16 protein-coding genes are annotated in these 18,303 nt (G+C 38.1%); 4 read left to right on the top strand and 12 right to left on the bottom strand.

The window, feature by feature from the left end; genetic code table 11:
* Positions 1 to 615 precede the first annotated feature (615 nt).
* From GD441_RS12000 to GD441_RS11990, 3 genes are all read right to left on the bottom strand, one after another.
* Positions 616 to 1,458, bottom strand: coding sequence for a DegV family protein (locus GD441_RS12000; RefSeq protein ID WP_153126678.1), 843 nt, complete (start codon positions 1,456 to 1,458; stop codon positions 616 to 618).
* Between the two features lie 1,131 nt (positions 1,459 to 2,589).
* Positions 2,590 to 3,273 carry a response regulator gene (locus GD441_RS11995; protein WP_153126677.1) on the bottom strand — a complete coding sequence of 228 codons (684 nt, stop codon included), beginning with the start codon at positions 3,271 to 3,273 and terminating at the stop codon, positions 2,590 to 2,592.
* A gap of 131 nt (positions 3,274 to 3,404) precedes the next feature.
* Positions 3,405 to 4,541, bottom strand: coding sequence for a sensor histidine kinase (locus GD441_RS11990; RefSeq protein WP_153126676.1), 1,137 nt, complete (start codon positions 4,539 to 4,541; stop codon positions 3,405 to 3,407).
* 590 nt (positions 4,542 to 5,131) lie between these two features.
* Here GD441_RS11990 and GD441_RS11985 point away from each other — a divergent pair.
* From GD441_RS11985 to GD441_RS11975, 3 genes are all read left to right on the top strand, one after another.
* Entirely contained in the window at positions 5,132 to 5,767 is a 636-nt protein-coding gene (locus GD441_RS11985; RefSeq protein WP_153126675.1) for a YigZ family protein, read from the top strand.
* 98 nt (positions 5,768 to 5,865) lie between these two features.
* Positions 5,866 to 6,879, top strand: coding sequence for an LCP family protein (locus GD441_RS11980; protein ID WP_225434216.1), 1,014 nt, complete (start codon positions 5,866 to 5,868; stop codon positions 6,877 to 6,879).
* A 174-nt stretch (positions 6,880 to 7,053) separates the two neighbouring features.
* Positions 7,054 to 7,404 (top strand): hypothetical protein, encoded by a 351-nt coding sequence (locus tag GD441_RS11975; protein WP_153126674.1) that lies wholly within the window; start codon positions 7,054 to 7,056, stop codon positions 7,402 to 7,404.
* Between the two features lie 91 nt (positions 7,405 to 7,495).
* Here the strand turns inward: GD441_RS11975 and GD441_RS11970 are convergent, their stop codons facing one another.
* Positions 7,496 to 8,512, bottom strand: a complete 1,017-nt coding sequence (locus GD441_RS11970) for a nuclease-related domain-containing protein (RefSeq protein ID WP_153126673.1) — start codon at positions 8,510 to 8,512, stop codon at positions 7,496 to 7,498.
* Between the two features lie 128 nt (positions 8,513 to 8,640).
* On the opposite strand from GD441_RS11970, the gene GD441_RS11965 reads away from it, so the two are divergent.
* The gene (locus GD441_RS11965; RefSeq protein WP_153126672.1) at positions 8,641 to 9,087 is read left to right on the top strand and encodes a hypothetical protein; all 447 of its coding nucleotides are present in this window, start codon (positions 8,641 to 8,643) and stop codon (positions 9,085 to 9,087) included.
* A gap of 262 nt (positions 9,088 to 9,349) precedes the next feature.
* On the opposite strand, the gene GD441_RS11960 is transcribed toward GD441_RS11965, so the two are convergent.
* The 8 genes from GD441_RS11960 to GD441_RS11925 all read right to left on the bottom strand — a co-directional run bounded on the left by GD441_RS11960 (position 9,350) and on the right by GD441_RS11925 (position 18,221).
* Complete coding sequence (locus GD441_RS11960) at positions 9,350 to 10,012, bottom strand: YveK family protein (RefSeq protein ID WP_153126671.1); 663 nt, start codon at positions 10,010 to 10,012, stop codon at positions 9,350 to 9,352.
* Positions 10,006 to 11,505, bottom strand: a complete 1,500-nt coding sequence (locus GD441_RS11955; RefSeq protein WP_153126670.1) for an O-antigen ligase family protein — start codon at positions 11,503 to 11,505, stop codon at positions 10,006 to 10,008. The genes GD441_RS11960 and GD441_RS11955 overlap by 7 nt, the downstream gene beginning before the upstream one ends.
* A 24-nt stretch (positions 11,506 to 11,529) precedes the next feature.
* Positions 11,530 to 12,240 carry an N-acetyltransferase gene (locus tag GD441_RS11950; protein WP_153126669.1) on the bottom strand — a complete coding sequence of 237 codons (711 nt, stop codon included), beginning with the start codon at positions 12,238 to 12,240 and terminating at the stop codon, positions 11,530 to 11,532.
* 22 nt (positions 12,241 to 12,262) lie between these two features.
* On the bottom strand, positions 12,263 to 13,384 hold the full coding sequence (locus tag GD441_RS11945; protein ID WP_276567789.1) for a DegT/DnrJ/EryC1/StrS family aminotransferase: 1,122 nt from the start codon (positions 13,382 to 13,384) through the stop codon (positions 12,263 to 12,265).
* Positions 13,381 to 14,622, bottom strand: coding sequence for a glycosyltransferase family 4 protein (locus GD441_RS11940; protein WP_153126668.1), 1,242 nt, complete (start codon positions 14,620 to 14,622; stop codon positions 13,381 to 13,383). The genes GD441_RS11945 and GD441_RS11940 overlap by 4 nt, the downstream gene beginning before the upstream one ends.
* An 18-nt stretch (positions 14,623 to 14,640) precedes the next feature.
* Positions 14,641 to 15,786, bottom strand: coding sequence for a glycosyltransferase family 4 protein (locus GD441_RS11935; protein ID WP_153126667.1), 1,146 nt, complete (start codon positions 15,784 to 15,786; stop codon positions 14,641 to 14,643).
* 61 nt (positions 15,787 to 15,847) lie between these two features.
* A complete protein-coding gene (locus GD441_RS11930; RefSeq protein WP_153126666.1) occupies positions 15,848 to 17,179 on the bottom strand; it encodes a nucleotide sugar dehydrogenase in 1,332 nt (443 codons plus the stop codon).
* 25 nt (positions 17,180 to 17,204) lie between these two features.
* Complete coding sequence (locus GD441_RS11925) at positions 17,205 to 18,221, bottom strand: Gfo/Idh/MocA family protein (protein ID WP_153126665.1); 1,017 nt, start codon at positions 18,219 to 18,221, stop codon at positions 17,205 to 17,207.
* Positions 18,222 to 18,303: the final 82 nt, after the last annotated feature.

Raw genomic sequence — 18,303 nt, 5'->3', positions numbered from 1 at the left:
CTTTGTTTTGACATCAAACAGACGTTTATTCAAAACTTGAATTTGAGAGTCTTTTACATCCATTTGTTTTATTATGTTGCATGCTCGTCATGTCTCTCGGCTTTTTCTTGTCCTTGAAGCAGTTTCATTAAATTTTCTTCCATGTTTATCACCTCCTTTTGAAGATTGTATCATGAAAATACCCAATAACTTAACTACTTCTTTGCTCTAAATCAAGAGTTTTTACTTCATGCACTATAAAGGGTTATTCGAGTGGGGACAGATCCAAATAGTTTGGCAAATTTTTATTAGGTTGCGTCACAAATTTTTTAATACTCCGATAAAAAACTTTAATTTTTCCGGGGCGCTCTTTATCACCTCATAATAATCCCGCCAGTTTCAATTATAATCCCGCGAGTCTTGGCAAGAATCCCACGAGTTTCGGGAATAATCCCGCCGATTCTTGCAAGAATCCCGCCAAACGTTACTTTTTACATTTTTTTGAAAGGGATAAGAGATTAAGCTGGAGGCAGAGACAAAAAAGCCTTCCCGTCAAGACATCCTACCTCAAATAAAAAAGCCTGACCCCGGCGCATTAAAGCATTAATCCAGCGAGGGTCAGGCACATAATTAACATTATTTCTTATACCAGCCCATTCCCATCGCACCTTCACCTAGGTGGGTGCCGATGACAGGGCCAAAGTAGCTGATGGAGAATTTCACATTTGGAAATTGAGGTTGGAGCTCAGACATCCATTCTTTCGCTTCGTCTTCACGGTTTGCATGGATGATGACGGCTTCCATTTGATCTCCGCTTTTTGCGTCTTGCTCCAGGAATTCTACGATTCGTTTCATCGCTTTTTTCTTGGTGCGGATTTTTTCGAAAGGAACGATGACTTTGTTTTCAAAGTGTAGCAGTGGCTTTACCTGAAGAAGGCTTCCAATGATGGCTTGCGCACTGCTCAAGCGTCCCCCGCGCTGCAAATGGGAAAGGTCGTCCACCATAAAATAAGCGCGAACCGTTTTCTTCATTTCATTAAGGCGTGCTAGGATTTCGTCAGGTGTTTTGCCTTCCTGCGCCATTTTTGCCGCTTCCAACACATAAAAGCCTTGGACGTAGCAGCTAATTTCTGAATCGAAAGGAAATACTTGAATTCCTTCAACCATTTCACCAGCTGAAACTGCGCCTTGGTACGTACCGCTGATCCCGCTTGATAGATGAATGCTGATCACAGCATCATATTCTTTCGCCAGCTCCTCATATTTAGAAATGAACTCACCAATTGGTGGCTGTGATGTGGTAGGAAGCTTGTCTGACTTTCTTACTTCCTCATAAAACTCGTCTACTTTAATATCGATTTCCTCTCGATATGCTTCTTCTCCAAAAATCACATTTAAGGAAACCATATGTATATTGAACTTTTCCCGCAATTCCTTCGGTAAGTACGCTGTACTATCCGTGACAACTGCCGTTTTCATATGATGTATACCTGCCTTATTTTTTTCTTGTCTACATTATATTAACCATTTTATATGAAAATGAATGGGAATGCATTAAATTGTTATTGTACGCTAATTTCTGACAAAGTTCGAGCATTTAATTAGGCTCTTTTCGCACAGATTGTTGTTATTAGACGATAAAGTTTCCGTTGATCGCAGCGAGAGGCACTTGCTTTCCGCGGGGAGGGAAGTCACTCCTCGACGTTACCGCCTGTGGGGTCTCCCACTTCCCTCTTTTCCCGCAGGACGTTGAATAAGCTTCCTCGAATAAACACCGCACGAAGGAAATGCGAATGCATTTTCGAGGAGTCAAGTATCCTCCGCTACAATCATCTCAGATCGTGTCGTTACATTACACTAAAAAAGCAACAAACTTTACGAAAACAGCCTTTAATTAGAAACCAGAACTCTTAGTTTTACTAGAACAATGGAGGTGAAGAGTGGTAATCTAAAATTACCGCTTGATCTTGAGGATCGATGGACAAACTCTTTGAACAACTTTTTGAAATAACAATTCAAAACGAATATCTTTTGTTACCATCCCAATCTTAGGATTATACAAACACCGTTCATTGAAATAATTCAACCCATTCCCACGATAATTCAACCCGTTCTCGCGATAATTCAACCCGTTCTCAAAATAATTCAACCCGTCCTCAAAATATTTCAACCCGTCCTCGAAATTATTCAACCCATTCTCGCAATTATTCAACCCGTCCTCAAAATATTTCAACCCATTCCCACGATAATTCAACCCGTTCTTGAAATTATTCAACCCATTCCCGCGATAATTCAACCCGTCCTCGAAATTATTCAACCCATTCTCAAAATAATTCAACCCGTCCTTCAGATTATTCAACCCATTCCCAAAATAATTCAACCCGTCTTAAAAACAGGCCAAGCGCACTTCCAAATACCAAAAAATCAACACTTTAGCAGACTAAAAAAATCCCCAAACAAAAACCCAGCCCCTCCAATTGGAGAAGCCGGGCGTGAATAAATACCGTTATCTATTTTAATTGTTCCTAATTCAGCTTTAACAGAAACACCTTTAAAACCAATAACCCCAGAAGTTCCAGCTGGACAGCGTATCCAAAACGTCAGCTAGTTTTATCTCACTTCTACCCAACCGTTTTTGATGGCCATAACAACGGCTTGAGTGCGGTCATTTACGTTCATTTTTTGCAGGATGTTGCTGACGTGGTTTTTTACCGTTTTTTCGCTGATGAATAGTGTTTCGCCGATTCCGCGGTTGCTTTGTCCGTCTGCTAATAGCTGCAGAACCTCGCATTCACGGCGCGTCAGCAAATGAAGCGGTCTTCTAATTTCTGGTGCAAATTGACCGCCACCTTCAGAAGCATTTTCACAAGCCAATCTTCTATATTCTTTTACTAAGTTGTGAGTAACCTTTGGATGCAAATAGGAGCCGCCGTCGGCTACCACTTTTACAGCCTCAATCAATGCGTCTGCGTCCATTTCCTTTAATAGATAGCCTGTTGCACCTGTCTTTAAGGCATGTGTTACGTAGTTTTCGTCATCATGGATGGATAAAATGATGACCTTGGAGTCCGGATATTTGTCCACGAGTTCTTTTGTCGCTTCGACTCCGTTCATGTTTGGCATGTTGATGTCCATAATAATGACATCAGGATTATATTTTTCAACAAGCTCAACGGCATCTGCACCGTCATCGCCCTCTGCTACTACTTCAAAAGATGGTTCAAAATCAAGTATTCGCTTTACCCCTTCGCGAAATAGTTGATGATCATCTATAATTACGATGCTTGTTTTCAACGCCTTCGCCTCCCTTGTTCAACATTTCGTTTCATACTTTTCAGCGTTTCATTAGTAATGCGTCCACATTTATTATAGCTTGTCCGATATAACAAACTCCATCATAAACAGATGGAAATCCATTTTTTTCCTCAACCCTTTATAGGAACTTGAATCATGATGATTGTCCCGCTTCCCGGCTTGGAATCGATCGTTATTTCCCCTTCAAGAAGCTCAACACGTTCCTTCATGCCCATCAATCCAAAAGTGCCTTCCTTTTTTACCGCAACATCGAAGCCTTTGCCATTATCTTTTACGACGGCAAGTACATGAGTTTTCTTAATTTCAAGCTTTACTTGGATTTCACTTGCACCTGAATGCTTCAAGGCATTTTGGACAGATTCCTGGATGAGCCTGAATAAAGCGACCTCCAGATTAGTAGAGAGTCTTTTTTCCTCCCCAAGGTTAAAGAAAGTAATCTTTGTAGACCTATTATACTCTTCGACAGTCTGTAAATATTTTCTGAGGGTCGGAACAAGACCTAAGTCATCTAAAGCCATAGGTCTTAAATCGTATATGATCCGACGAACCTCGTATAAAGCATTCCGAACCATGCGCTTTAAGTCTTTGATTTCCTTCAATGCCTCTTCAGAGCCTCTTTCTCGATACACTCGATCAATTAGGTCTGATCTCATCATGACATTAGCAAGCATTTGAGCAGGTCCATCATGAATTTCACGCGAAAGCTTCTTTCTCTCTTCTTCCTGGGCCTCAATAATTTTAAAGCCAAACTCCTGCTTTCTTTTTGCATCTTCCAAAGCTTCGCCGACAAAGGCTAAATCACTTTTTAAAAAGTTTAAAACAATGCTGATTTGCGATACAAGGTGTTCTGCTCGTTCAATGGTTGCCTGTAAGCCATAGATCCTTCGTTCAAGATCATCTCGGCGATTGCGAAGCTGCTTTTCCATTTGACGGTTCATTTGAAGCTCCACCTGTAAGGCATGAGCTTTTTCATACGCCTCGCGAATTTGTTCTTCTGAAAAGCGATTAAACTGCATGCTGACTTCGGATAATCTTTTTCTCGCAAGCCTTGCATTTATTTCAAGCCGATCCCCTTTTTCTATCACTTGAACGACCAATTGTTTAACATGCTTAAGCTCCTCTGATAAAGTTTCGAACTCACGACGACTTTGTTCCCCAATTTGAAAAATTTCTTTCTTACTGCTATCAACCGTATCTACCATTTTTTCGAGGATTTTATCTAATGCTTTTATGTCAACCTTTTTCATTGTACCTAGTTCCTCCGCTTAAGAAAATAATTAGGTAGATTCGAGATTATGCTAAACTTAGGTCTTCCATCATGCCAGAATCGCGTAAGTTATTCTTAATACCCATCTGTTTTATATTTGTCTTCCTTTAATTTTATAGCTTTTCTCTGAGCATATCCAACCTAAGTAAGTAAATCCATATGTCTTTTATCCTGTTCTATTTCACACATATCTTTTCATAAATGCTCCTAATACGGAAAAATATTCCGAAAATGAGAACGAGAAATGAAATCCATTAAAAACTATGTAAGGGCTATAGCTCGGACTTTTATTATGTTAAAATAATATTTTCCTGCCGTTAGAGCCTTCCCTATTATATCATGCAATAACCTATTCTATATTAAAGTTTCATTACAGAACCTTCACGATTCGTTACAATATCGCTATTGTTAAATAATTTTATCAAACGAATAAACAATGAGTAAATCCTCACAGTACCGATTGCCTACAAACCCCTCCTTCATTGATACATTCACCGATTACCGATATAATAAATATTCGGGAAATAGCCCTAAGAAAATGGGTAATACCCTGCGAAAAGGAGAGATCATATGCTTCCAGAGTATTTAACAGTGAAGGGATATGGAGAGCATGAGATTGTAATCCAGAAATCCCGTTTTATTGCCTATATAGATCGAGCTGAGACAGAGGAAGAAGCTCAGGAGTTTATTCAAAAGATCAAGAAAAAGCATTGGGATGCAACGCATAATTGCTCAGCTTATCTAATTGGCGAGCATGACCAAATTCAAAAAGCAAACGACGACGGGGAACCAAGTGGAACAGCCGGCGTTCCGATGCTAGAAGTGCTTAAGAAAAAAGGCTTAAAGGATACAGTTGTTGTGGTGACACGCTACTTTGGAGGAATTAAGCTTGGTGGCGGCGGTCTTATCCGTGCCTATGGGAAAGCTACCTCTGAAGGGCTTGCAGCAACAGGCATTGTTCGCCGAAAGCTGATGCGTGTCATGCATACTAAAATCGACTACACCTGGCTCGGTAAAATCGAAAACGAACTTCGCTCCTCTGTCTATACGATTAAAGACATCCATTATCTTGACACCGTCGAAATAGAAACATACGTGGAAGAAGGGCAAAAAGACAACTTCCGCGCGTGGATGACGGAGCTGACGAATGGACAAGCTTCTATTAAAGAAGGTACACAGCTTTATAAAGAAATTTTATTAACATAAATGTTTAAATTGACTACAAAAAGAAAAAGAAGATAAAATTCTTTTATGTTAAAATGTTTGTGGATAATTTTTTATTAATAAAGAGGATGGCTTAGTTAATGAATAACAATAATAAATCGATGACAAGGATTGTCTATAAAAAGAAAAAGAAAAAAACTAAAAAACGCATACTAACATTTTTATTCCTTGTTCTCCTGACCGCTGTAACGTATTTCAGTTACATGGGAATTAAAACGTATCAAGCTCTTAACAATAGTTATAATGAAGAACGTAAAACCTCGGCATTAAGAGAAGAACCTGTTTATGTATCAAATGATCCCTTCTCTGTTTTAATTATGGGAATTGAAGATTACTCAGGAGAACACGATACTGGAAGAGCGGACACACTTTTAGTTGCTACGTTCAACCCCACAAAACAGACCATGAAGCTACTCAGTATCCCTCGAGATACGATGGTAACAATAGCTGATCTCGATAAAAAGGATAAAATCAATCATTCTTATGCAACTGGCGGCAAAGATAGGGTAATTCGTACGGTAGAGAACTTTTTAAATATTCCTATTGACTATTACGTTTCCGTCAATTTTAAGGGGTTTGTGAATATCGTTGATGAACTCGGCGGTGTTGAAGTAGAAGTACCTTTTAGTTTTAATGATATTAATAGTAAATGGGAAAGATTTTATTTTAAAAAGGGTTTACAAGAGCTAAACGGTGAAGAAGCTTTAGTTTATGCGAGGATGAGGAAGAAAGATCCTAGAGGAGATTTCGGTCGAAACGAAAGACAAAGGCAAATTGTGATAGGTCTTATTGATCGTCTTTCTTCTCCTAAAATCTTATGGAAAATAGATGATCTTGCTGAAGTAGTAGGAGAAAATGTAGAAACAAACATGTCAATCAAAGAAGCCATCGCCTTCCGGAAAAAATACTCTGAATTTAACACTTCAAAAATAAAACAATTGGAGTTAAAAGGTGAAGATTATTACTCTAAACGAAACATCTATTATTTTATTCCGGATGAAGAAGAGCTAGAAATGGTGAAATCAGAGCTAAGAAGCCACTTAGACCTTCCTACAGATGAATCAGACGATAATTCTCAGGAAGACGAACAATAAATTAAAAGGGACAGAGATACATTAAGGTATTTCTGTCCCTTTTTTCTTTCTCTTACGATCTTAAACGTGTAGACAAAGTATATTTCACACTCAATCCAACTGATTTAAACGCCTATCAGTCGGATAGATCGGTTACCATGTATCACATATCGGGCGTATGCGGTAAAATATCGGTTGTCAGATCCATTATATCGGTCGTCAGATTCATTATATCGGTCGTCAGCCCAATATATCGGTCGTCAGCCCAATATATCGGTCGTCAGCTCACACATATCGGTCATCAGCTTCAATTTATCGGTCGTCAGTCGAATATATCGGTCGTCAGATCCATTATATCGGTCATCAGCTGCAATATATCGGTCGTCAGCTCACACATATCGGTCATCAGATCCAATTTATCGGTCGTCAGCCCACACATATCGGTCGTCAGATCCAATATTTCGGTCATCAGATCCAATTTTTTTGGCATCAGGAGCGGTAAATCGTTCACGAAACTGTGTATTTTTATTAGAAAAAATGGAATAAAATCTTCAGATTAAAGAGGTTTGGAGCTAAAACGTTTATTATACAGATTCTATTTATTTTACTGCGTATAAAGGTTTTTACGGATATTTAATTATTGGTAGTAAACTTTAGATAACTGATGAAGGAGCTCAGGCTGTGCAAAAAAATTTTCGGGAAGACAGTATATTCGGCCTTTATTTGACCCTTTAAAAGGAAGATTCATCGACTTGAGTATTTTTTTGGCGATATCGGAAGATTGTAAATGAAGAAACCAACATAATTGCTTGTTTGTAATGGTGCGGTGCCCTAAGAGGAAATAATCCATGAGGGCCTGTACGTGGGAATTTTTAGAGCGGGTTTTGCAAATCGGACATTGCCAGGCTCTTTTTATTCTTTTCATCGAAAATCGAGAGCAGTTCGGACATTGAATACCAGTAAGCAGCTCTGATCTGTCTATATTATAGGATTCAAGTATATTTATCTCTTCAGAAATGTGGTTCTTTAATAGAAGACGAGCAGCTTTTTTTAACTCTTTTGGGGGTAGGATTTCTTTTTCAAATTGATCTTGAAATGATTGAAGTCTTTTCAATAGTTCAGAGACATGAAATACACATTGGTGTACATTCTTGGTATGGGGCGAAGTTTTTATAATGCTGGCAGGATTACTGATGATTACTGAATATTTAACTGGAAGCTCTACAATTTGCTGTTTTGCGAGCCATTTAATTAGATTGGATTTTTGATATTGAACTTGGGAAAGAGGATCTTGAAAGCCGTGCTCTTCGCCGTTTAAAGTACGGATCAGTTGATTAAATTGAGTATCAAAAAACAATGTACCGGAGATATTTTTCACTTCCAAAATGAGTGCAAAGCGAGAGGATATAATCAGAGTGTCTATTTGGAAAGGATTTTCTTCATTTATTAAACGAAGGTCATTGAGTATAAGGTACTCTTTTTGAGGAAGTTTTTTTAAATAGTAGTCCAAAGATTCTTCTCCATGAAATCCAGCTTTTCTTTTCGCCAAGTCTTCTTTAATTTTCCCCGTTTTTGAATGATTTAAGGGTAACCGCCTTTCTAATGCTTCAAGCATTAAAATCCTAATTGGAATTTTTCTCTCTTTTATTATCAAAAAAATCTACTCCTTTCATAATTCTATATAAAATTTCTTCATGTTTATGAACTTTCCTTCTAAAATTTCTTATTTTTTTAATTAATAGGTAATTAGAGGGAAGATACCCAGTCATCAGGATCGATATATTGGTCGTCTGCCCATTATTTCGGTCGTCAGATCAATATATCGGTCGTCAATCGAATATATCGGTCGTCAGCTCAATATATCGGTCGTCAGCAGCAATATATCGGTCGTCAGATCCATTATATCGGTCGTCAGCAGCAATATATCGGTCGTCAGTAGCAATATATCGGTCGTCAGCCCAATATATCGGTCATCAGCTTCAATTTATCGGTCGTCAGCCCAATATTTCGGTCGTCAGCTCACACATATCGGTCGTCAGCAGCAATATATCGGTCGTCAGATCCATTATATCGGTCGTCAGCAGCAATATATCGGTCGTCAGTAGCAATATATCGGTCGTCAGCCCAATATTTCGGTCGTCAGCTCACACATATCGGTCGTCAGCTCACACATATCGGTCGTCAGCAGGAATTAACCTGTGCGAGGAGCAGCCTTACCCCAAATGGTAATGAGCTCAAGAGTAGATTGAAATGTGAATACGACTATTATGTACAGAATTAAGTCCCAATTAAATGCGTTTTTTGTATATTTTTCCCTTTTATCAAAATAAATCACCCCTTTAAAGCAATGTTGCCCGAATAGGGTTTTTTCAACATCTACTTTAAGGGGTGCAGTTCATTACCCGAATAGGGATTTTCGACTCTACTTTAATAGGTGCTGTTCACTTACCCAAATAGAATTCCAACTTCTTCATTGCTCAATGTTTCCATATTAATCTCTATTCACAAATAGCTCAGGTACTATTACCAAAAAGGCACTTACCATTAAACCCATAATCAAGCCAAAGATTCCTCTTTTTAGAGGGTTTTTATAACCTTCTGATACAGTTACTGGTTCTAACACTTGAGTCTCTCTTAAATTAATTAGGGTCATTTCAAGGTCAAACAAAAACTCTTGTTTTTTAACACTTTCTTCAGGAGATTCAAGTTTTTCAGTTTTTGCAATCTTATCTTCAATAAGGTTTTTCTTTCGATCATAAAGCGATTTTGATTCAGTCATGAAAGCGTCCACTATTTTAGTTAGAACATGATCCGCTTTTTCTTTATCATTAGAAGTGTAATGGATTTGAAGGATGTCTTTATTATTTTGCGTGATTTCTAACTTGCCTTTAATTTCTTCAATTGATATTTCTTCATCTTTGAAAACTTTCCCAAGAAAATCGGACGACTTTATATAGGAATCAACCCAGCTTTGACTTGTAAGGCGTTCATTTTCCATATTACCGAGTCTTATTTCTGATTTTGCAGTATAAACTACCGGGGTTTTTAATTCCAAATAATACGATATAGCAGCAGTTAAAAGAGGGATTGCAATTAATAATAATGCAAGTTTTCTTATTCTATTCTTCATACGGTGAAAAGCTTCAGTTAGCATTGTTTCCTCCCGTTATTTTTTACATAATGATAATAAATATTGACATATCCAATCGCAAAAGCAACTAGCAGCCAATTATAATTCAACGCCATAAAAGAGTTAGGGCTGATGCTTGCAAAAATAAAAACAACCAAACTGCACAATAGGGCTTCACTAATCATGGATTGTTTTTCCTTTTGCAATGCCCGATTGATTTTTATCAAACAATAAATGAGATAGACAAAAATTAGAACATATCCGCCAAACACGATAAATCCATAATGAACAAATATTTCAGCCCACCAATTATGAATATTAAAGTCATTATGGGTATTAAAAACGCTATATTCCTTCATATATCGCTCTACAGTACCTGGGCTGATCCCAAAACCAAATGTATTCTCAATAAAAACCTTTGCATTTTTTAATAGATTCTGACGAATATTGACTGAAGCGCCTTCATCTCCTCCACCGGGCAACAAACTCAACACTTGCGTGGCAATCATGCCAAACAGGCTTTTCAATTGATTATAAAAGAGGTATACAACGGCAAGGACAGCAGGAATCCCAAGGTATGTTAAAATACGTCTTTCTCTTCCTTTTAACACAAACAGGAACCAAAATACTGCTCCCATTGCAATGGCAATGTAATTAGCCCTTGATGAAGTCACTAGGATTAGATAAAGGGAAAGTAAAACTCCTACTATTCCGATTATAGAATAAATGTATTTTTTCCCGTTTTTGATCAACGATACGTAAAAGAAAAAACTAATCGCAAGAAAGCTTGCAAAATCATTTTCATTCACAAAGACAGAAGTCGGAATCGTCTTCTGATAGAGTGGTGCTGAATATATTCGCGAGATAGGAAGATGGATTTGCAAAAGATTGTTTATGAGTCCGATCCCCATTAAAAACAGCCCCATCAGAATCCATATGACAAAAAACTCCCGATAGTTATTTTCTTCAGAATAAAGATGCAATACATAGAAAATGATTAAGATGCCAGTAATCAAATAAACAAGCTCTTTTATACTATCCATAGGGGATATGGACCAGCTTACCGCAAAAATGCCGTACATCATCCAAAAAAAGAAAAAACCTAGAATCGGCTTTACTTGCAAGTTTTGAAAAGAAATCATTCTTCTTGTTTTCAAAACTTGAATCATGTATATCCCAGCCAATGCTACTATCAATATTCTATAAGGAAATAGTGAAAATGAGCTGACCTTTACAGAAATGATGGATGGACCTATAAACGAAGAAAAAATTGTCAAACTTAAGAGTATTTTTGGAATGTCACTGCCCTTCCAAAACTCGTCCTTATAAAACTTTAAAAAAAGCGTACAGCATAGAACTAAGAATCCTGCACATGCAAATAGCAAAAGCCGATGATCCTGGATGCGAGCAAGAATTAATGCTAAGGTTAAGGAGATTCCGCAACCTAAAATAGCTTGAAGTATATTTCTCGGTACTGCCGCCACTAATCTCACTCCTAAAAGTAAGGAAGGCTGCATTCAAACAGCCTCCTATTTAAAAAATCATTGATTTCTCAAAAGTTGTTCTGGTGGAACATCCCTAATCTTCCTAGCAGGGAAACCAAGCACTAGTTCTTCCTTCTTTACATCCTTTGTAACGATACTTCCAGCCGCAACCGTTCCATCTTCCTCAATCGTTTTTCCTGGAAGAATGATGGCATTAGCTCCAATTCTTCCGCCGTCTTTCACTGTCACACCTTTAAATTTATCAAAGCGCTCTTTTGTTCTTGCCATATAGTTGTCGTTTGTCGTTACTACACAAGGAGCGACAAAGACATAATCACCAAGCTCGGAATAGGCAGTAATATAACAATTTGTTTCTAACTTACATTTTTTACCGATTTTACAATCATTTTCGATTGCTACTCCTCTTCCAACAATCGTTTGTGGCCCAACAGTAACTCTTTCTCTGATTGTCGCTAAATCAGCAACAAATACATCCTCTGCTAACGTAGCATTGGCGTAAATGATAGAAGAAGTACCTATTGTACAGCCCGATCCAATGATGGTAGGAGGGAGCTTTTTGACTTCTGGAAGAATGGAGTTTTTAGCTCTGGAAGGTTGCTTTCCAATGACAACATTATCTTGGATGAGAACATTGTCACCAATTTGAACGCCTTCATATATGATAACATTGTTCCCGATCACAACGTTTTCCCCAAATGTAACATTTTCTTTAATAATCACGTTTTGACCTATTGAATAAGGTTTCATAGTACCCTTCCCTTTAAAAGTATTATTTTGCAGAATAAAATTCTTTAATTTTCTCTACTACATATTGCTGTTGTTCCTCTTTTAGTTCAGGGAACATTGGTAGAGAAATGGCTTCCTTCGCTGCTTTTTCTGTCTCAGGCAGATCTCCCTCTTTGTATCCAAGGTAAGAGAACACTGGCTGAAGGTGCAGCGGCTGCGGATAGTAAACCATTGTTGATACTCCATTTTCCTTCAAGAAGGCTTGCAGCTCGTCTCTTCTTTCAACACGAATGGTGTATTGATGGTACACATGATAGTTAAATTCTTCTTCAAATGGAGTTACTACTTGATCACCAAGAGCTTCTTTTAGTAATGTTGTATAGGTTTTTGCTCTCTCTTTTCTTTGTTTGCTCCAATCATTTAGATGAGGGAATTTAACATTTAAGATAGCAGCTTGCATTTCATCCAAACGGCTGTTATATCCAAGAATGTGATGGTAATATTTTGGCTTGCTTCCATGTACGCGAATCACACGGCATTTTTCTGCAAGCTCGTCATCGCTTGTGATGATCATTCCTGCATCGCCATATGCTCCAAGGTTTTTAGTTGGGAAGAAGCTGTAGCAAGCTAATGTGCCTAACTCTCCAACCTTTTTGCCTTTATATTCAGCACCAATTGCTTGTGCAGCATCTTCGATGATATAAAGATTATGCTGATCTGCAATAGCTTTAATTGCATCCATATCAGCCATTTGACCATATAAATGTACTGGTATAATGGCTTTTGTCTTAGGAGTAATGGCTTTTTCAATTGACTCAGGGCAAATATTGAAAGTTTTTGGATTAATATCAACAAATACAGGAGTTGCACCAGTACGAGCTACTGCCCCAGCAGTCGCAAAGAAAGTAAAGGAAGGGACGATTACTTCATCTCCAGGTCCTACACCGCATGCCATTAAAGCGATATTTAATGCATCGCTTCCGTTTGCTACGCCGATTCCATGAGAAGCATTACTATATTCAGCAACATCTCTTTCAAGCTTCTTAACATTTTCCCCTAAAATGAAATGTGCTTTAGACATAACTTGATCAAGGGAAGTAAGAATCTCTTCTTTTAAGTTCGCATATTGTTCTGTTAAATCTAACATTGGAATTTGCTTCATCATTCATTACCTCTTTCTTTATGCGTTAATAGGTTCTGGCAAATATGTAAAAATTTATTTGACAGCATTTCCATATCGTGATTTTCTTTAAGGTACGCAAAGCCATTACGCTGGATCGAGATTTTTTCTTCCTCTGTTAAGTTCAGCAGCTTGTCCAGTCCCTCAGCAAATTCACGAGGATTTTCAGGTGCAACAGTAATACCTGCCTTCGCCATTTCCACAATGTTATTATACACCTTTCCAGCAAAAAGAATTGGCTTCCCTGATAACAAGTAATCATTCAACTTGTTTAAACTAATACCAAATCGATACAATGGTGTATCTAACATCGATACAGCAAGGACATCAGCAAGTCTTAAAGTAGAAAGCACTTCCTGTTTTGGTATGGCATTAAAGAAGAAAACATTCTCTTTTTTAGAAGCCTTCTTCATTAAAGCAGGTTTTTCTGGACCTTCACCAACAAATATATAGGCTGTATCTTGCCTTTGTAAATAATCCGATGAATCTAAAATGGTATCGAGCGAGTTGGCTATTCCATGGGATCCTACATACATCACAATGTTTTTATACTTTTCTCTGATCTTTAAGATATCCTCTTCAAGAGAAGACTTGTTCTCGAACTCTTTTACCTTTGATAAATCTATACCGTTAGGAATATACTCAATTTTCTCCATTGGTACACCAAGGCTTGTAATGTATTTATAAGCACCTGGTAAAGTTACGATGATTTTTTCAGCTTTCTTGTATACAAATTTTTCAATGATGCCGAACATAACAGCAACAGGATGGTATTCACTCATGGCTCCAAATTCTATTAAGGTTCTAGGCCATAAATCTCGAATTTCCACTACATAATGGCTTCTCTTGATTTTGCTTAAAATATAGCCTGCTAAACATGCAAACAGATGAACGGAAGAACCAACTATAACATCCGGCTTTTCTTTCTTCTTCCAGCCTCTATAGGTAGCTGTGAACAAATAGCTGATCATGTTTAGGATTCGTCTCGGTCCATTTCCCTTATATGGCAATGTCCAAACCCACTCAAAAGAAACTCCGTTTACATCTTCATGATAATTTTTCTTTTTCGGATTTCTCCATTCAAATAAATAGGCTAAGAAGCTGCTAGCAAAAATCGTGATGCTATGACCTTTTTCCACCATGAATTTCGCTAAATCATAATGTCGAGTAATTCCTTTTTCATTCGGTTTTAAAGCAACATGGTTTAGTATCCAGATTTTCAAAACTGTCCCTCTTTCCGGCTAGTTTGCTAACCTGTCATACAGCTGTAACAGCGTTTCGCTCTCTTTTTCCCAATTATATTTTTCCGCAATGGCTTTCTGCCCGTTTTTCCCCATTTCAATTGCTTCTTCTGGATGAGTTAATATCCATTTCATCGCTTCAGCAATCTCTTTTGGATTCATAGGATCTGCCGTTAATCCGCATTGTGCACCCTCTACAATGCTTTTCCAAAGTGGAAAATTAGCTGCTACAACCGGGATGCCAGCTGCCATATATTCAAACATTTTTATTGGATAAGATACCATATATCTCGGCTCAGGATGAAGCAATACTAATCCTAGTTTGGCCTGTGACAAATATTCCTTGACTTGACTTCTATTCAAGAAGCCAAGATATTCAGTATCGTTCCAGCCTTGCTTTTTTTCTACTTCTCGTTGTAATTCCGCAGGTGCGAAGGCCCCTGCTAGATACAGCTTTGTACGGGGGTTATGTACAGCATTCAATTCAGAAATGGCATCCACCATTTCCAAAACCCCTCGTATTTTTGTCAATCCGCCTACATAAATGACATAAGGTTCTTTACTATTTTGATCATTCTCTAAACTTGCATTTAATTCGTTCTCAGTATTCCCCATTAACTCGCTCATGATCGGAAAATTATGAACGATGACACTATTCGGTGTATAGGTTTTAAAACGATCATTAATTGTTGGAGTAGCAGTTACAACTGCATCATACCGTTTAGAAGCAAACCTTTCAACTTGCTTTACCACATTTGAAACGAACTTTCTTAACGGTCCAGGAATCCATTGTTTAGAAAGAACCTGCTCCGGAACGTCTTCATGAACGTCGTAGACTACTTTTTTCCCCTTTCGTTTGAGGAGTAGTCCAACAGGTATAAGCTCCGGATCATGGAAATGATAGACGTCAGCATCTACTTCCAAGGCTTTTTTGTATACTGCCATTGGTCCTTTCACCATTCGGATAAATCGGTTGGAGGCATTAGCAGTTACGCCTATTATTTTGACTCCATCTTTTTCATATGTCTCACTGTTTCTTACAATAAGCGAGACATCATGCCCCCCTTTGTACAAAGAAACACATTCTTTAACAAAAATACGAATATCTTCAGGAGGATGAACGGATGTTAAGTGACATACCTTCATTGTTTAGCCTCTCTTTTTCATAATAGAACCAGACCATTACTGTGGCCTGGTTCTTTAAAGATTATAAACGGTAGTATTTTTTTGCTTTGTCGGTATGACCCTTCAATGCATTTCTTGTATCAAAAATAACAGAAGATTTAGTAGCAATTAGGTCATAGTCAAAGTTAGAATGATCCGTTGTAATAAGAACAAGGTCTGCTTGTTCAAGCTCTTCAGGTGTTAATTCAACCGTTTTAATAATTTCTCCATTCAGCTTAAACTGACTTACATATGGATCGACTGCCTTCCAGTCTGCTCCAGCTTTCGTTAATAAAGTCATAATATCAAGAGCTGGGGATTCTCTCATGTCATCGATATCTTTCTTGTATGCAACTCCAAGAACTAATACCTTTGCTCCATTTAAGGATTTCTTATCTTCGTTCAAAATTTTCATACAGCGGTCAACAACGAACTCAGGCATAGCATTATTGATTTCACCAGCAAGCTCAATTAAGCGAGTATGATAATTGTACTCTCTTGCTTTCCATGTTAAATAGAATGGGTCAATTGGGATACAATGGCCACCGAGTCCTGGACCTGGATAGAATGGCATAAATCCATATGGCTTCGTTGCTGCAGCATCAATTACTTCCCATACATCGATATTCATTCTGTTGCATAGGATCGCCATTTCGTTTGCTAATGCAATATTAATATGACGGAAAGTGTTTTCAAGAATTTTTTCCATTTCTGCTACAGCAGGGCTTGATACTGTGTGAACATCTCCCTCAAGGACATTTTTATAAAGTTGAGCTGCAATGTCCGTACAAGCTGGAGTAACCCCACCAACGACCTTTGGAGTGTTCTTTGTATTAAAGTGTTTGTTACCTGGATCTACGCGTTCTGGAGAGTAGGCTAAGAAGAAGTCTTGTCCTACTTTTAAGCCAGTACTTTCTAAAATCGGCTTCAGAACCTCTTCCGTCGTTCCAGGATAGGTAGTGCTTTCTAAAACGATCAGCATGCCCTTATGCATGTATTTAGAAATTTCTTTTCCTGAATTTTCAACATAGGATGTATCTGGTTGCTGATAAGTATCAAGTGGAGTAGGAACGCAAATAGCAACAGCGTCGACTTCTTTAATGAGAGAGTAATCTGTTGTTGCTTTGAGTTGTCCAGATTCTGTGATGGCTTTTAAATCCTCGTCCACAACGTCCCCGATGTAGTTAATCCCATTGTTCACTTGGTCAACTCTGCTTTGCTGAACATCAAAACCAATCACTTTATAGCCTGCTTTTGCCTTTTCAACAGCAAGAGGAAGTCCCACATAACCAAGTCCGACAACACCAATGGTTGCTTCTTTTGTTTCAATTTTATTCAATAATTCTTTAGCAGTTTGATTTAGCTCAGTAGCCATATGATTAACCTCTTTCCTTTCAAATTTAACCTAGGATGACTGGTTTTCGTGACTCAGCAGATTCATATAGTGAAACCACAAGCTGAAGTGCACGTTTTCCATCCTCACCTGTCACAACAGGCTCTCGATCCTCTTTGATTGCCTCAACCATATCTTCAATAATACATTGATGTCCTGGTTTGCCAAATGGATTCTCTTTGATTTCAGCTTTCAAAGCCTCCACTTCTTCTTCCGAAAGGCCTTCCATCACGAGATGTTCGATGAAATTAGCGGTTTGCCCACCAATTTTTATCGTTCCTTTTTCTCCAAAAATACTGATGGATTCCTCGAAGTTTTTCGGATAGATGGTTACAGCTGCTTCAATTACACCTAATGCACCGCTTTTAAAACGAGCAACGCCTGCAGAAACATCTTCTGCTTCAATATTTCGAAGTCGAGTAGCGTCCATGCTATATACTTCTTCCACATCACCCATTAGCCAAATCAACAAATCTAAATTATGTATGGCTTGGTTCATGAGAACTCCGCCATCTAAAGATTTTGTACCTCTCCAAGGTGCTTGGTCGTAATAGGCTTGGTTTCGATTCCAACGAACTGTACAATTAGCATGGCTTAATTTACCAAAACGACCTTCCTCCATCCACTTTTTCAACTTAATAAAAGCTGGACGGAATCGATTTGGATGTACAACAGCTAACTTCACATTATTTCTCTTACATGCATCCATTATTTTATCAGTATCTTCAAGCGTTAACGCGATAGGTTTTTCTACCACTACATGCTTCTTTGCCTCTGCAGCCTGAACAGCAATATTGGCATGGAAGCCGCTAGGAGTACAAATGTTCACAACATCTACCTCAGGATCATTTAACAAATCCTCTAGGCTATTATATCCTTTAACTCCATATTCCTCTATATAAGGCTTCATTTTGTCTTCCACTGTATCACATACTGCATAAAAGTGAGCTCCTTCACTATTCTTAATAGCTTCTGCGTGCTTCTTTGCAATATGACCGCAGCCTACGATCGCAAAACGAATCATGATCTTTCACCTTTGCTTTCATTGTTATCAATTTTCCTACAGCATTATATTACACGAAAAATATTATAAATAAAGATTTGAG

Origin of the sequence: Peribacillus tepidiphilus (assembly GCF_009466385.1) — a bacterium.
Taxonomy (GTDB): domain Bacteria; phylum Bacillota; class Bacilli; order Bacillales; family DSM-1321; genus Bacillus_BN; species Bacillus_BN tepidiphilus.
Note: the sequence above shows the minus strand (reverse complement) of the source record. Positions and strands in the feature narration are given on the sequence as shown.

Coding starts and splice junctions, on each gene's coding strand:
- GD441_RS12000 (WP_153126678.1), bottom strand. CDS start 1,458: ATGAAAACGGCAGTTGTCACGGATAGTACAGCGTACTTACCGAAGGAA.
- GD441_RS11990 (WP_153126676.1), bottom strand. CDS start 4,541: ATGAAAAAGGTTGACATAAAAGCATTAGATAAAATCCTCGAAAAAATG.
- GD441_RS11985 (WP_153126675.1), top strand. CDS start 5,132: ATGCTTCCAGAGTATTTAACAGTGAAGGGATATGGAGAGCATGAGATT.
- GD441_RS11980 (WP_225434216.1), top strand. CDS start 5,866: ATGAATAACAATAATAAATCGATGACAAGGATTGTCTATAAAAAGAAA.
- GD441_RS11960 (WP_153126671.1), bottom strand. CDS start 10,012: ATGCTAACTGAAGCTTTTCACCGTATGAAGAATAGAATAAGAAAACTT.
- GD441_RS11955 (WP_153126670.1), bottom strand. CDS start 11,505: ATGCAGCCTTCCTTACTTTTAGGAGTGAGATTAGTGGCGGCAGTACCG.
- GD441_RS11950 (WP_153126669.1), bottom strand. CDS start 12,240: ATGAAACCTTATTCAATAGGTCAAAACGTGATTATTAAAGAAAATGTT.
- GD441_RS11945 (WP_276567789.1), bottom strand. CDS start 13,384: ATGATGAAGCAAATTCCAATGTTAGATTTAACAGAACAATATGCGAAC.
- GD441_RS11935 (WP_153126667.1), bottom strand. CDS start 15,786: ATGAAGGTATGTCACTTAACATCCGTTCATCCTCCTGAAGATATTCGT.
- GD441_RS11930 (WP_153126666.1), bottom strand. CDS start 17,179: ATGGCTACTGAGCTAAATCAAACTGCTAAAGAATTATTGAATAAAATT.
- GD441_RS11925 (WP_153126665.1), bottom strand. CDS start 18,221: ATGATTCGTTTTGCGATCGTAGGCTGCGGTCATATTGCAAAGAAGCAC.